Source organism: Stenotrophomonas sp. Iso1, assembly GCF_027497995.1.
Taxonomy (GTDB): domain Bacteria; phylum Pseudomonadota; class Gammaproteobacteria; order Xanthomonadales; family Xanthomonadaceae; genus Stenotrophomonas.
Map to the genome: position 1 here is coordinate 35,214 of NZ_JAODBT010000002.1, position 14,613 is coordinate 49,826.

8 protein-coding genes are annotated in these 14,613 nt (G+C 64.7%); 4 read left to right on the forward strand and 4 right to left on the reverse strand.

Translation table 11 applies throughout. The annotated features are described in order from the left end of the window. Positions 1 to 121 precede the first annotated feature (121 nt). Positions 122 to 682: a Dps family protein gene (locus PAN08_RS09215; protein WP_269791227.1), complete on the reverse strand. Its 561-nt coding sequence runs from the start codon at positions 680 to 682 to the stop codon at positions 122 to 124. Positions 683 to 771: 89 nt separating this feature from the next. Here PAN08_RS09215 and hrpA point away from each other — a divergent pair, with 89 nt between their 5' ends. Then, positions 772 to 4,869, forward strand: coding sequence for an ATP-dependent RNA helicase HrpA (gene hrpA, locus PAN08_RS09220; protein WP_269791228.1), 4,098 nt, complete (start codon positions 772 to 774; stop codon positions 4,867 to 4,869). Between the two features lie 99 nt (positions 4,870 to 4,968). On the opposite strand, the gene PAN08_RS09225 is transcribed toward hrpA, so the two are convergent. Both PAN08_RS09225 and PAN08_RS09230 read right to left on the reverse strand, forming a co-directional pair. Continuing rightward, positions 4,969 to 5,505 (reverse strand): DUF4124 domain-containing protein, encoded by a 537-nt coding sequence (locus PAN08_RS09225; RefSeq protein ID WP_269791229.1) that lies wholly within the window; start codon positions 5,503 to 5,505, stop codon positions 4,969 to 4,971. 90 nt (positions 5,506 to 5,595) lie between these two features. Then, complete coding sequence (locus PAN08_RS09230) at positions 5,596 to 6,111, reverse strand: hypothetical protein (RefSeq protein ID WP_269791230.1); 516 nt, start codon at positions 6,109 to 6,111, stop codon at positions 5,596 to 5,598. A gap of 63 nt (positions 6,112 to 6,174) precedes the next feature. Here PAN08_RS09230 and PAN08_RS09235 point away from each other — a divergent pair, with 63 nt between their 5' ends. Both PAN08_RS09235 and PAN08_RS09240 read left to right on the forward strand, forming a co-directional pair. Then, complete coding sequence (locus PAN08_RS09235) at positions 6,175 to 8,334, forward strand: bifunctional (p)ppGpp synthetase/guanosine-3',5'-bis(diphosphate) 3'-pyrophosphohydrolase (RefSeq protein WP_269791231.1); 2,160 nt, start codon at positions 6,175 to 6,177, stop codon at positions 8,332 to 8,334. Positions 8,335 to 8,394: 60 nt separating this feature from the next. Beyond that, on the forward strand, positions 8,395 to 9,942 hold the full coding sequence (locus PAN08_RS09240; RefSeq protein WP_269791232.1) for a hypothetical protein: 1,548 nt from the start codon (positions 8,395 to 8,397) through the stop codon (positions 9,940 to 9,942). 24 nt (positions 9,943 to 9,966) lie between these two features. On the opposite strand, the gene PAN08_RS09245 is transcribed toward PAN08_RS09240, so the two are convergent. Then, positions 9,967 to 12,090 carry a glycosyltransferase gene (locus PAN08_RS09245; RefSeq protein ID WP_269791233.1) on the reverse strand — a complete coding sequence of 708 codons (2,124 nt, stop codon included), beginning with the start codon at positions 12,088 to 12,090 and terminating at the stop codon, positions 9,967 to 9,969. 96 nt (positions 12,091 to 12,186) lie between these two features. Here PAN08_RS09245 and mrcB point away from each other — a divergent pair, with 96 nt between their 5' ends. Further along, positions 12,187 to 14,601, forward strand: coding sequence for a penicillin-binding protein 1B (mrcB, locus tag PAN08_RS09250; protein WP_269791234.1), 2,415 nt, complete (start codon positions 12,187 to 12,189; stop codon positions 14,599 to 14,601). Positions 14,602 to 14,613 lie beyond the last annotated feature (12 nt).

Sequence of the window (14,613 nt, forward strand, 5' to 3'; positions counted from 1 at the left end):
GACGACTGCCACGCCTTGAGCCACGGGGCAAAGACGGGGGATATGGCCGGAAGATGAGGCCGGATCCGGGATTTCGCAGGCGAAATCCCGGAAAGCCCAAGGGGGCAAAGGCCCGGTAGGGTTACTGCAGCAGCGAACGCAGCATCCAGGCGTACTTCTCGTGGGTTTGCAGGCGCTGTGTCATCAGATCTTCGGTTGGGGCGTCGTCGGCGTCGTCGGCCACGTCCAGAACCTTGCGTGCGGTGCGGCACACGGCCTCGTTGGCGGTGACCAACTGGCGTACCATCTCCCGCCAGTCTGCGCTGTCGGTCAGGCCCGGTTCTTCGGGGATCGAGGTCAGGGCGGCGAATTCGCGGTAGGAGCCCGGGGCATTGAAGCCCAATGCGCGGATGCGTTCAGCAACGTCGTCCAGGGCTGCCCACTGCTCGGTGTACTGGGTTTCAAACATGGTGTGCAGCGAGTTGAACATCGACCCGGTGACATTCCAATGGAAGTTGTGGGTCTTCAGGTAGAGCGTGAATGCGTCCGCCTGGAAGGCGGCCAGCCCATCGGCGATCTTCTTGCGATCGCCTTCCTTGATCCCGATATCGATGTTCGGGGCCGATGGGGCCGCCGATGCCAGCTTCTGCTTGCCGGTCTTGGTCTTTACCGGTGCTGCCTTTACTGCCTTGGTCTTCGCCATGGGGGAAATCCTCCTTGTGGATGAGATGGTTTTCACAATAGATCAGACTAACCCTTCAGATGTGATCAAAGTTTTAAACGATTCGATTGATGAGCACTATCAACAAACCTTCCGCTTCCTCCCTGCACCCGCAGCAGCTCGCCATTGACGGGGCCATGAGCCGCGATCGCGGCCGCTTGCTGGGGATGCTCGCGCGCGTGCGCGCCAAACCCAACGATGCCGCTGTGGGGGCCGCGTTTGAGCAGGCCTTGCAGACATCGGTGCAGCGACGTGAGACGCGGGCGCTGAACCAGCCGGCAATCAGTCTGGACGACAGTCTGCCGATTGCGCGTGAAGCCGAGCGCATCACCGCATTGATTCGCGAGCATCAAGTGGTGGTGATCGCGGGTGAGACCGGGTCGGGCAAAACCACGCAGTTGCCCAAGCTGTGTCTGGCCGCCGGCCGTGGCCAGGCCGGGATGATCGGCTGTACCCAGCCGCGACGGATTGCCGCCCGTGCGGTGGCTACCCGTGTCGCGCAGGAGCTGAAGTCCGAGCTAGGCACGGTGGTTGGCTATCAGGTGCGCTTCACCGATCGCGTCGGTGATGACACCCGTATCAAGTTCATGACCGACGGCATCCTGCTGGCTGAAATCAGCAGCGACCGCTGGCTGTCCAACTACGACACGATCATTGTTGATGAGGCGCACGAACGCAGCCTCAACATCGACTTCCTGCTCGGCTATCTCAAGCAGCTGCTGAAAAAGCGCCCCGACCTAAAGCTGATCGTCACCTCGGCCACCATCGACACCTCCCGCTTCGCCCAGCATTTCGACGACGCGCCGGTGATCAGTGTGGAAGGCCGCACGTTCCCGGTGGAAGTACGTTATCGCCCGCTGGAAGGCGAATCCGGTGGTGACAGCCAGGATCGCGATGGCGAGCGCACCGTCAATGAAGCAGTGGTGGCGGCGGTGGATGAGATTACCCGGCTCGACCCGCGCGGCGACATCCTGATGTTCTTCCCGGGCGAGCGCGAGATCCGCGACGCGCATCAGGCGCTGGAGCGTCGTAAGTACCGCGAAACCGAGGTGCTGCCGCTGTACGCGCGGCTGTCGGTGAAGGATCAGGACCAGGTATTCAATCCGGGCGGCAAGCGTCGCATCGTGTTGGCCACCAACGTGGCGGAAACCTCGCTGACGGTGCCGCGTATTCGTTATGTGGTCGATCCGGGGTTTGCCCGGATCAAACGCTACAGTCCGCGGCAGAAGCTGGACCGCCTGCATATCGAAGCCGTCTCACAGGCCAGCGCCAACCAGCGCAAGGGCCGTTGCGGACGTGTTTCCGAGGGCATCTGCTACCGGTTGTATTCGGAAGCCGATTTCCAGTCGCGCGCCGAGTTCACCGATCCGGAAATCCGCCGTTCCTCGCTGTCTGGCGTGATCCTGCGGATGTTGCAGCTGGGCCTGGGCCAGATCGAGGACTTCCCGTTCCTGGAAGCGCCGGACGAACGCGCCGTGGCCGACGGTTGGCAGCAGCTGGGCGAGCTTGGCGCGGTGGATGGTGAGCGCAAGCTCACCGCGATCGGCCGGCAAATGGCGCGCCTGCCGGTGGACGTGAAACTGGCACGCATGCTGGTGGCTGCGCAGGCACAAGGGTGTCTGCGTCCGATGCTGGTGATTGCCTCGTTCCTCGGTATCCAGGACCCGCGTGAGCGTCCGCCGGAAGCACGTGCCGCTGCCGACAACGCGCACGCATTGTTCGCCGATGGTCGTTCCGAATTCGTCGGTGTGCTGCGGCTGTGGGATGGCTACCGTCAGGCACACGAAGACTTGACCCAATCCAAGCTGCGCGATTGGTGTGGCCGGCATTTTCTCGGCTTCCTGCGGATGCGGGAATGGCGCGAACTGCATCGCCAGTTGCGTTTGCTGTGCGAGGAATTGGGCTGGAACGAGGAGCCCGCAGTAGCCTCGCTTGAACCGTTGTTGGCGGGTTCTTCCGCACCGGCACCGGTGCGTGACGATGAAGCCAAGGCCAAAGTCACCCGTGGCCAGCAACACCGTGCCGCGCGTCTGGCTCGCGAAGGCAAGAGCGAGCCGGTGGCGGATACCGCCAAGGCCGCACCAACGAAATCCCGCAACGAGGAAGTAGGTGGTGGCTTCAGCGAAAAATTACGCGCTGCCGCCTACCAGACGCTGCACCGTGCGCTGATCGCCGGTCTGCCTACGCAGATCGGGCATCGCAGCGAGAAGGGGGATTTCCTCGCCCCACGCCAGCGCCGCTTCCTGCCATTCCCCGGCTCCACCCTGGCCAAGCGTCCGCCGCCGTGGCTGTTGACCGCCACGCTGCTGGACACCCAGAAAATCTGGGGCCTGACCAATGCGGCGATCGAGCCGGATTGGGTGATTGCCGAGCTGCCGCATCTGCTGCTGCGCAAGCACTTCGATCCGCACTGGTCGCGGGCGCAGGGCCAGGTGCTGGCTTCGGAGCAGATCAGTCTGTTCGGGTTGGTGCTGGCGCCGAAAAAGCCAGTGCACTACGGCCGCATCGCGCCGGGCGAAGCGCACGATATTTTCGTGCGGCAAGGTCTGGTCACCGGTGAAATCACCACCCGCGCAGGCTTTGTCGCCGATAATCTCAAGGTGTTGGAGCACGCACGCGAGGAAGAAGCCAAACTGCGCCGCGCCGGTATCGTTGCCGACGAAAACTGGCAGGCACGTTGGTACCTGGATCGGATTCCCTCGGACATCTATTCGGCCACGGGCCTGGACAGCTGGTGGAAGGCACTGCCAATAGAGCAGCGCCGCAACCTGCATTGGGCGATGGCCGACCTGTTGCCGGGCGAGGGCAGTGAACAGGACCGCTATCCGAAGTACTTCCCGCTGGGCGATGCGCGACTGGCGCTGCACTACCGTTTCGAGCCGGGTGCAGAGGCCGATGGTGTGACGCTGGATGTGCCGCTGCACCTGCTCAATGCGTTGGACCCGGCACGGTTGTCGTGGCTGGCGCCGGGCTTTGTTGCCGAAAAAGCGTCGGCGTTGATCCGTAGCCTGCCCAAGGCGATGCGCCGCAACTACGTGCCGGCGCCGGACTTTGGTCGTGCGTTCTTTGAAGCATGGCAGGAGCCGTCGGCCGATGACATCCGTGGCGAACTGGCGCGCTTCCTGTCCAAGGCAACGGGCGCGACGGTCGCGGCAACCGATTTCGATCTTGAAGCGTTGGATTCGCACCTGCTCATGAATCTGCGCCTGTGCGACGAGCACGGCACGTTGTTGGCGATGTCACGCGATCTGGATGCCTTGCGCGCACGCTTCGGTGAGCGCGCCGGCAGTGCGTTCGCAGAGCGGGCAGGCAAGGCGCTGGCCGCGGAAGGGCTGCGTGAATTTCCTGCAGTCGCCATTCCCCAGCAGGTGCCAGGCGAAGCGGGTGTACCGGCGTACCCGGCGCTGGTGGATACCGGTGATGCAGCGGCGCTGCGTATTTTTGCCGACCGCAACGAAGCCGCGTTGGCGCATCCGGGCGGCGTGCGGCGGTTGTTGGAAATCGCCCTGGCCGACAAGGTCAAGCAGGCACGCAAGCAATTGCCGGTGCCGCCCAAGACCGGCCTGTTGTATGCCGCGATTGAATCGCAAGAGCGCCTGCGCGGGGATCTGGTAGATGCGGCGATGAACGCTGTCTTGGCCGATGGCCTGGCGGACATTCGGACACCCGACGCCTTCGAACAACGCCACGCAGATGCCGCCAAACGCCTGTTCGCCGAAGCGATGGCGCGGCTCAAGCTGGCCGAGAGCATTCTTGGGCTGGTCGGCGAATTGCGGCCTCAGCTGGAGGCGCCGTTGATGGGTTGGGCGCGCGGCAATCTGGACGACATGGAAGCGCAGTTGGCGGGGCTGGTGCACGCAGGTTTCCTGCGTGAAACGCCCGCCGATGCATTGGCGCAGTACCCGCGCTACCTCAAGGCGATGATCCTGCGTGCCGAGCGGGCCAAGCGTGATCCGCCCCGCGATCAGGCCCGGATGCTGGAGTTGAAGCCGTTCGTTGATGCGTTGAACGAAGCACGAGTGCAGGGCCGTGCCGGTCGCCCGGAGTGGGCCGCATTGCGCTGGGACATCGAAGAACTGCGAGTGTCGCTGTTCGCGCAGGAGCTGGGCTTCCGCTCCGGTATTTCGGCCAAGAAACTCGCGCAGCGCGTGGCGGCATTGCGTGGTTGATTCGCCCAGCCGCTAGCGGGGCGAGGCCCTGCGCAATTTCGGCGTTGCGCAGGCCGCCGCAGACAGGCGGGCAATTTCATCGCCCGCCTATCGAAAACCTCAGCGTGCCGGCGTCTGCGCTGGCCGGTGCAACTCAAGACAGCGCTGGCGAGCCGTAGTCATCTGCGTATGCGCGTTGCCATGCTCACGGGTAATGGCCTGGCGGAAGGTGGCCATGCGCGTGCGCAAGGCTTGGCTGCGTTGCGCGTCCGGAGCGTTGGCCAGCTGCTCGCCGAGCATTGTCATCTGCTGTTGCAACGTGCTCACGCGGTCATTGGACGGGCCATACACCGAGGCGGTGGCGTTGGCGATGCAGGTACGTTCGGCGGCGCGGTTTGCTTCCAGCTCGCTGTTGGCTGCTGCGGCACTGGCACTTTCACTGGCTTGCCCGGGCTCCGTGCTCACTGTTGGCTCCGAAGCCACAGGGGCTGCTACCGGCGCGGGCACCGAATGCTCGCGCAGTTTCATCGGTTCGGCACGCGCATCGCAGGGATGCTCGGAGTACATGGTTTCGCCGGATTTGCCTTTGCATTTGTAAACCTGGGCAAAGGCGCTGGCCGGGAGCAGCAACAGCAGGAGCATCAAGAGTGCGCGCATGGTGGTGACGTTGTCTGGCGATGGGCGGGCTGCTGCAGCCTGGCCTCCACCGAGGTTCGCCTCGGGGAGGGGCCAGACCAAGAGGGGAACTTACTTGGTGCGGCGGACCTTGGCGCGGGTGTTGAGCCCGTCAACCTGCAGGTACCACACGCCCATCAGGCCGGGGGTGATGCGTACGTCCGGGGTCTGTTTGCGCACGCCAGCGGCGCGGGCGTCATCGGTCTGCTCCCAGATCTGGCCGTTGTCCAGGGAGAACTGGCGGCCTTTGCCAAACCCGGTGAACTCGCCGGTCATCCGCGACTGGATTGGCTCGCTGGAACCAAAGTCATAAAACCCCCGGTTCTTGACGATGACTTCCTGGCGACCTTCCTCGCGAGCCTGCTCCAATGCCACTGTGGTGGCGTGTTCGACCTTGCCCTGCAGCCAGTTGTTCAAGGTGGCAAGTTCCTGCGCACTGAGCTTGTCCAGGCCAGCGGCCTTGAATTCGGTCTCAGACATCTGCTGCTGCAGGTCGCCGGTCACCGTGCGCTGCGCATGGGCGCTGGGCATGGCGGAAAGTGAAAGAGCGGTGAAGGCAAACAGTACGGCCAGGCGCGGAAGCTTCATGGGCAATTGTTCCGGAATGCGGTTGGGCGCTAGTGTAGGGGCAACTGTCTGCAATTGAATGCTGTGAACCGCACCTCCTCCCCTGGCCTGGATACGCTGCTGCAGCGTGCTTCCACCCGAGCCCTGTCCGAGCCGCTGCAACAGGCGTTGCTGGCGTGCTGGCAGCAATCCGACACCGATCACACCCCGCGCCTGCCCTGGCCGGTGCTGGCCGACACCCTGGACTCGCTGGCGCTGCTGTCCGCCGACGAAGGCGTGATCGTGGCCGCGCTGTTGTTCGACCTGCCTGGCCTGCGTACGCGCCTGGCCGAGTTGCCGCTGGGGGCTGCGGCCGCCGCAGTGAGCGGTTTGCTCGACGGCCAGGAAGCGGCCGACCAGGTCTGGGCGCTGCACGCCGGGCGCGAGGCCGGCCGCAACTCTGAAGGGCTGCGGCGCCTGCTGCTGTCCATCATTCACGACCTGCGGGTGGTGCCGATCCTGCTGTCGCGCCAGCTGGCCAGCATGCGTGCGGCAGACAAGCTGCCTGACGCCGAGCGTCGCGCGCTGGCCCAACTGACCCGTGACATCCACGCCCCCTTGGCCAATCGCCTGGGTATCTGGCAGTTGAAATGGGAGCTGGAAGACCTGGCCTTCCGTTTCCTCGAACCGGAAACCTATCGCCACATTGCGCGCGAAGTGGACGAAACCCGCATCGCCCGCGAGCGCTATGTCGAGGCGGTGAAGAAAAAACTGTCTGCGGCATTGGCCGAGCAGGGCATCCGCGGCGAAGTCAGCGGCCGGCCAAAGCACATCTACAGCATCTGGCGAAAGATGCAGAAGAAGCAGCTGGCCTTCGAGCAGCTGTATGACCTGCGTGCGGTACGGGTGATGGTGGACGATGTTGCAGCCTGCTACGCCGCGCTGGGCGCGGTGCATGCGTTGTGGACGCCGATTCCCAGCGAGTTCGACGACTACATCGCCCGGCCCAAGGCCAACGATTACCGCTCGTTGCATACCGCGGTGATCGGCCCGGAAGGGCGCACCATCGAAGTGCAGATACGGACCCACGAAATGCACGCGCAGGCCGAGCTGGGTGTGGCCGCGCACTGGAAGTACAAGGAAGGCGGCAAAGGTGCGGAAAAGGCATTCGACCGCAAGATCACCTGGATGCGGCAGCTGCTGGAACACGCCCAGGACCCGGGCAGCCCCGAGGACCTGGCCGGTGCACTGGATGCCGAACTGATCGAAGACCGGGTCTACGCGCTCAGCCCCAAGGGCGAGGTCATGGACCTGCCGGCTGGCGCCACGCCGCTGGATTTTGCTTACCACGTACACACGATGGTCGGGCACCGTTGCCGCGGGGCCAAGGTCAACGGGCGCATCGTGCCGTTGGGCTACAAGCTGCGCAGCGGGGATCGGGTTGAGATCCTGACGGGCAAGGAGGCTGATCCCCGTCGCGATTGGCTGCTGCTGTCCAACGGCTTCCTCGCCAGTGCCCGTTCGCGTGAAAAAGTGCGCAACTGGTTCCATAAGCTGGACCGTGCCCGCAACGTGCAGGCTGGCCGCGATTTGCTGGACCGCGAACTCAAGCGGTTGGGTCTGCAGCACTCGGACCTGATGGTGGCTGCGCGCAAGTTCCACGCCGACAGCGTGGACGATCTCTACATCCAGGTGGCACTGGGCGACACCGGCCCGAATCAGGTCAGCCGAGCCTTGCTGGAGGCGGAGAAGGCATTGCTGGCGCCACCGACGGCGCCCATCCTGCCACGCCCGACGGCACGTCGTGGCAGTACGGGGAAATCGGATTTCACCGTGCAGGGCGTGGGTAATCTGCTGGTACAGCTGGCGCGGTGCTGTCAGCCGGTGGCCGGCGAGCCGATCCAGGGTTACCTCACCCGTACCCGTGGCGTCACCGTGCATCGCATGGACTGCGTCGCGTTGGCGCGTTTGGCTGCCGCCCATCCCGAGCGCGTATTGCCGGTGGAGTGGGGCCGCACCGGCACCGGTTACGAGGTGGATATCATGGTGCGCGCGATGGACCGGCGTTGGTTGTTGAAGGACATCACCAACCTGATCGCACAGGAAGACGCCTACGTCACCGACATCAACAGTGACAACGTGCGCGACAGCGGCCGGGTGCAATTGCGCCTGCGCCTGAAGGTGAGCGACTACGGGCAGCTTTCCACCTTGCTGGGAAAACTGGACGCGCTGCCGGGCGTTGATGAGGCACGCAGGCTCGGATAACGGGTCTGCGCGCAACACCGCAACAAACCGTCGACGGCGTCTGACAGTAAGCTTGTCGGCATGGAGAACTGGCGGCAGCGCTGCGGACAGGCATTGGAAACGCTCGGCGAACGGCTGCGGCTGTATTTGCGGTGGTGGGTGGCACGTGGCTGGAACAGCCCGCGCGCATGGCGCTGGATCGCCTTGGGTGTGGCCGTGCTGGCGGTGGTGCTGGCAATTTTTCGCCAGCCATTGGCAGACACCCTATGGCCGGAAACCAAGGTTCAGCAGTTGCTCGATGATGGCCGCAAAGCATTGCAGCAAGGGCGCTTGAGTGCGCAGGACGGCAGTGGAGCGCGGGAGTTGTTCGAGGCTGCCGCGGCGTTGGATCCGGACCGGAGTGATGCCCAACAGGCATTGGCATTGACTGGGCAGACCGCCTTGAACCAGGCCCGCGCATCCTTGGCTGCGGGTGACTACCCGGCCGCTACCGCCTCCCTTGAGCTGGCGCAGCAATTGCAGGCGCCGGCGACGGAGATCGCCCCATTGGTCGCCGCACTGCCGCGCAATGCGCACGAACGCGCCAGTGTTGAACAGTTGCTGCACCAAGCCGAGGCCGCGCAGGCGGACGGGCGATTGGACGAGGGCCCGGACAGCGCGCTCCCGCTGTATCAGCGCGTGCTCGCCGTGCAGCCGGATCGAATGCATGCGCTGGAAGGTCGCGATGAAGCGCTGTCCGACCTATTGGCGCAAGCCACGCGACGTGCTTCGTCAGGGGATCTCGCTGCTGCCGCTGCATTGCTCAAGCGTGTGGAAAGCTACGACCCGGGGCATGCCAACCTGCCGTCAGCGAAGGCCGCATTGAACGGCGCGCTGGAACGGCGCAGCCGTCAGGCCGAGCGCGATCTATCGCGCGGGCAACTCAAAAAAGCGGCGGAAGGTTTCCAGCAAGTGTTGGCGGTGGGCGAAGACGCTGTCGCCCGGCAAGGGCTGCAGCGTGTGGCTCTGTTGCAGACGCAGGAAGTGACGCGGCTGGCTGGGGATTTCCATTTCGACCAGGCCGAGGCGGCATTGGCGCAAGCGCGGGAACTTGCTCCAGACAGTGCGGAAGTCAGCGCGGCCGCTCGCACCCTTCAGCGCGCGCGTGCCGCCCAGAAATCCATGGAAGCGCCGCTGCCGGCGGCCGGCCGTGAGCGCCGTTTGAAGGAATTGCTCGCCCAACTGGAGGTTGCCGAAGCGCGTGAGCAATGGCTGCTGCCGCCGGGCAACAGCGCCTATGACCGATTCAAGGCCGCGCAGGCACTGGCCCCACAGGACGCGCGGGTGAAGCGCGCAGCGGCCCGCATTCTGCCGGCGGCGCGCACCTGCTTTGAAGACAACCTGCGCGGGAACCGGCTACGCGGCGCACGTACTTGCCTGGACGCTTGGCAGGCGCTGGCGCCGACCGATGCCGGCCAGGCACCGGCCCGTCGGCGTTTGGCGCAGCGTTGGATTGCGGTGGGCAGTGAGCGGTTGGGCGCAGGCGATACGGCCTTCGCTGTGCAGGCTTTGGCACAGGCGCAGGAAATTGACGGCACCACCCCGGAAATCCGTGATTTCGCCGAACGCGTGCGCACGGCGGTGCCCTAACCGTGGAAGAGGCTGCGGCGGCCGTCAGTGGCCGCTTGTGTCCGATGCGGGGTTGAAGAACGCGCGCTGTACCGCCTCGCGTGCGGCATCCATCGAGAAATGTTGGGCGATGTTGCGCAAGCCATTCTCCGAGAGCTGCTGCCAGAGTGCCTGATCGTTGTACAAACGCACCGTTGCATTGGCAAAGGCCTGTGCGTCATCGGCGACGAGCACATCCTGACCATCGTGCAGGTGCATGCCTTCCACCGCACAGGTGGTCGCGACGAGAGGTTGGCCGTGGGCCATGCTCAGGTTGATCTTGCCCTTCACCCCGGCACCAAAACGTAGAGGCGCCACGGCAATGCGCTTGCCGTCCATGTAGGGCGTCACGTCGGGGACGTAACCGTGGACAGTGACACCTGATTGGTTTGCGGCCAGCGTGCGGATGCTGTCTGGCACGTCGGCACCAATGCAGTGGAAGTGCACATCGGGGAGCTGTGTGCGGATGAGCGGGAACACCTCGCCGATGAACCACTGCATGGCATCCAGGTTGGGCAGGTGCAGAAAGCCGCCGACAAACACCAGATCGTGGCGCTGGGCCCAATCCGCACCGTGGCCCGCGATTTCGTGCAGGTTGGAGATCAGCTCGACCTGCACGCGCGGTGCGTCGGCGGCCAGTTGTTCCTTCTCTGCGGCACTTACCAAAACAGTCACGTCGGTGGCGTCCATCACCGCGAGTTCGCTGGTCCGGGTGCGTTCGGCGCTGCGCAGCAATCCAGCATCAGCGGCTACTTCTGCGCCACGTCGCTCGCGCAGGTAATGCAGGTCAACCGTGTCGAACACGGTGCGCGCCTGTGGTGCGAATTGCTTGACCAGCGCGAGGCATTCGTTGGCGACGTGATAACGCACCATCATCACCGCCGTGAAGCGGGCACCGTTGTCGCGCAACCAGCGGGTCACGCCCTTCAGGAATGGCGCATGCCAGACCTCTACGCCCATGGCTTGCAATGCCTCGGTGGCCTTGCCGGCATGCAGGCCGCGGGTAGGGACAAACACCACATGCGCACCGCCTTCCAGCAGCATGCGGATCAGGTTGACCTGGCGCAGCGAGGCCGAGTCGCGATCTGGCTGCGGCACGGATTCGTCCAGGATCAGGATCTGCGCTTGATGGCGATGCTGGTTGGCCGGTGAGGGCACCGTGCCGGCGGCTAGCTGCTGACGCAATGCGTCGTGCCACTTCGCAGCGAACACCTGTTGATTGCGTACCTGGTAGGCCTTGATGCCGCTTCCGGTATCGGTGCCGTTGCTGGTGCCTTCGTCATGCACCACGCGGCTGGCCGGTTGCACCAGCACGCGACGCCCGGCCGCACGCACCTTGAACGCCAGATCGGTGTCTTCGTAATAGGCCGGCGCGTAGCGCGTATCCAGCCCGCCGAGCTGTTCAAACAGCGCTTTCGGGATGGCCAATGCCGCGCCTGAGCAATAGTCGGTATCGCGCAGGCTGGCGAAGCGGGGATCTTCAGCTGACTCAAAGCGGCCATAGCTCCAGCAGCTGCCATCGGCAAATACCACGCCGCCGGATTCCTGCAGGCGTCCGTCCGGATAGAGCAGCTGAGAGCCGACCAGCCCGGCATCGGGATTGCGCGCGAAGGTGTTGAGCAGTGCGTCCAGCCAGCCGGGCTGCGGAATGGTGTCGTTGTTCAACAGCACGACATACTGGCCGCGACTCAAGCGCAGGCCGTCATTGCAGGCCGCGATGAAGCCGCCATTCTGCGCGCGGACGTGGTAGTGCAGGCCTTTGATCTGCGGCATCCACTCGGCGGTAGCGTCGCTGCTGCCGTCGTCGATCACCAGGATTTCGCAGCTGGCGATGGGCGGGTGCGCGGCCAGCGCCCGCAGGCAGGCCAGCGTGTGATCGCAATGGTTGTAGACCGGGATGACGATGCTGGCCCGGGGGCTGTCGCTGCTGGGCACGCTGAACGGCGCGAACGGGCCGCCGGCAGGCTGATACAACGGCTCGCGACGCGGAGGCGGCTGCTGGCGGGTATGCACCCCCACCCGATGCAGGGTGGCGCGCCAGCCGCGGGTGCGCAGACTGGCAAGACCGCGGCGGATCAAGCCGATGACGCGTTTTACGTGGTAATGCGCGTCGGCCAGTGACATCGACATTCCGTTGGAACTCCAGCTTAAGCAGGGAAGAACAGCGCGCGACGCCTTGGGATGCGGCTGCGTTAGACTCGCGGCAGCCCACATTCTCGCATCCCCGTGCCACGACGCTACGAAACCGACGACGATACCGACAGCAGCACACCGCTATGGCGCAACCGCCTCATTACCTGGGGGCTGGCCGCTGTTGCGTTGGGACTGGGCTTCCTGATCCCCTATACGCTGTACCTGAACGGCCAAGTCACACAGCGGTTCGGTGAGCTGCGTTGGCAGATCCCCACCCGCGTCTATGCGCGCCCATTGGTGCTCAGCCCCGGTGTGGCGATGAACGCCGCCACGCTCAAGACCGAGTTGGCAGCGTCGGGGTATCGCGACGATGGCACCGGCAGCAGCCCGGGTACCTACAAGGTGCAGGGCGGCACGTTCACCATTTCCAGCCGTGGTTACAACGACGTTGACGGCCGCGTGGCCCCGCGCCAGTTGAGCGTTTCGTTGTCCGATGGGCAGGTGGGCTCGGTACGCGAAGGCGGCAGTCGCACGGCGGTCAAGGCCGCGCGCCTGGACCCGGCACGTATCGCCACGCTTTACGGACAGAAGCAGGAAGAGCGCCGATTGGTGCGGGTTTCGGAGACACCGGAGCTGTTGGTCACCGGCTTGCAGGCGGTGGAAGACAAGGACTTCGCGCGCCATCACGGCATCGACCTGAGCGGCATCATGCGAGCGGTGTGGGTGGCGGTGCGCAGTGGCGGTGAAACCCGGCAGGGCGCCAGCACGTTGACCCAGCAGTTGGCCCGCAGCGGCCTGCTGGGCATCGGCAAGGAACAGACGTTCACCCGCAAGTTCAATGAAGTGCTGTACGCGCTGATCATGGAAGCGCGTTACGACAAGGCCACCATTCTGGAGGCCTATCTCAACCAGGTTTACCTGGGCCAACGCGGCGGTCAGGCTATCCATGGCGTGTCTTCGGCGGCGGAATTCTGGTTCGGGCGCGATCTCAATGCGCTGACCACCGAGCAGGTGGCGCTGTTGATCGGTTTGGTGAAGGGGCCGTCGTACTACGACCCGCGCCGCAATCCGGAGCGGGCATTGGATCGCCGTAACTTCGTGCTGGGCAAGCTGCACGAAAGCAATCTGATCGACGATGCCGAATACCAGCGTGCACTGAAAGCACCGCTGGGCGTGTCCAAGACCGCCGGTCTGGCTGCTGCCAATCGCTTCCCGGCGTATATCGACCTGGTGCGTCGTCAGCTCGGCCACGACTACCCGGAGAACGTGCTGCAGGGCGCGGGCCTGAATGTCTTCACTGGCATGTCGCCCTCGGCCCAGGCGTATGCCGAAGGCGCGGTGGCACACACCATCAAGTCGCTGGAAAACAAGCGTCGTCCTGAACTGCAGGCCGGCCTGGTGGTGACCGATGTCCACAACGGCGACGTGCTGGCCGTGATCGGCAGCCGCGACGTGGCCGAGCCGGGCTTCAATCGCGCCATTGAGGCGCAGCGGCAGGTGGGTTCGCTGCTCAAGCCGTTCGTCTATCTGTTGGCGCTGGCGCAACCAGATCGCTTCTCGCTGGCCAGTTGGGTCGATGACTCACCGGTGACGGTCAAGCTGAGCCGGGGCCGCAACTGGACGCCGGGCAATGCCGACAACCGCAGTCACGGCACGGTGCGGCTGATCGACGCGTTGGCACGTTCCTACAACCAGGCCACGGTGCGAGTGGGCATGCAGGTCGGGCCGGAACGGCTGACCCAACTGATCAATGTGCTGGCCGGGCTCAAGGCCGAGTCCAATCCGGCGGTGATTCTGGGCGCGACCGACCAGAGCCCGTACGGCATGGCGCAGCTGTATCAATTCCTGGCGTCGGGCGGTGAAATCCAACCGCTGCACGCGGTGCGAGGCGTAGTCGATGCGCAGGGCAAGCTGCTCAAGCGTTACGACAAGAGCCCGGCTCCGGCGCAGGAAGGTGACTCCATCGCCGCCAACCTGATCAGCGTCGCGTTGCAGCAGGTGGTGTCCAGCGGCACCGCCGCGCGCCTCAACGCCGATGGCCTGTCGCGACTGCAGCCGGCCGGCAAGACCGGCACTTCCAACGATGGCCGCGACAGCTGGTATGCCGGCTACACCGGCGACCACTTGGCGGTGATCTGGATGGGCAACGACCAGAATGAGCAGACCGGTTTGTTTGGTTCCACCGGTTCGATGCGGGTGTGGTCGGGCATTTTCCGCAACCTGCCCAGCAAGCCGCTGCATGTGAATAACAAGGGGCTGGACTGGCAGTACGTCGAGGCCGCCGGCAGCAATGCCACCGATGAAGGCTGCCCCGGCGCGCGTCGCTTCCCGTTCGTGGTCGGTTTCGCGCCACAGTACGTTCCCTGCACGATGCCGGCCGAAGCTGCGCCGGTGGAAGGCCAGGGCGACAGCCAGCAGGAAGGTGGCGGTTGGCGCAGCTGGTTTGGCATGGAACCCAAGCAGCCTGAACCTTCCGCTGCTCCCCCTGCAGAAACCCCTGCGCGATAATGCCAGCCATGA

Bases quoted from the DNA above. Each gene is read 5' to 3' on its own strand.
- PAN08_RS09225 (WP_269791229.1), bottom strand. From the start codon at position 5,505: ATGCGCGCACTCTTGATGCTCCTGCTGTTGCTGCTCCCGGCCAGCGCC.
- PAN08_RS09215 (WP_269791227.1), bottom strand. From the start codon at position 682: ATGGCGAAGACCAAGGCAGTAAAGGCAGCACCGGTAAAGACCAAGACC.
- PAN08_RS09230 (WP_269791230.1), bottom strand. From the start codon at position 6,111: ATGAAGCTTCCGCGCCTGGCCGTACTGTTTGCCTTCACCGCTCTTTCA.
- hrpA (WP_269791228.1), top strand. From the start codon at position 772: ATGAGCACTATCAACAAACCTTCCGCTTCCTCCCTGCACCCGCAGCAG.
- PAN08_RS09245 (WP_269791233.1), bottom strand. From the start codon at position 12,090: ATGTCGATGTCACTGGCCGACGCGCATTACCACGTAAAACGCGTCATC.
- PAN08_RS09240 (WP_269791232.1), top strand. From the start codon at position 8,395: ATGGAGAACTGGCGGCAGCGCTGCGGACAGGCATTGGAAACGCTCGGC.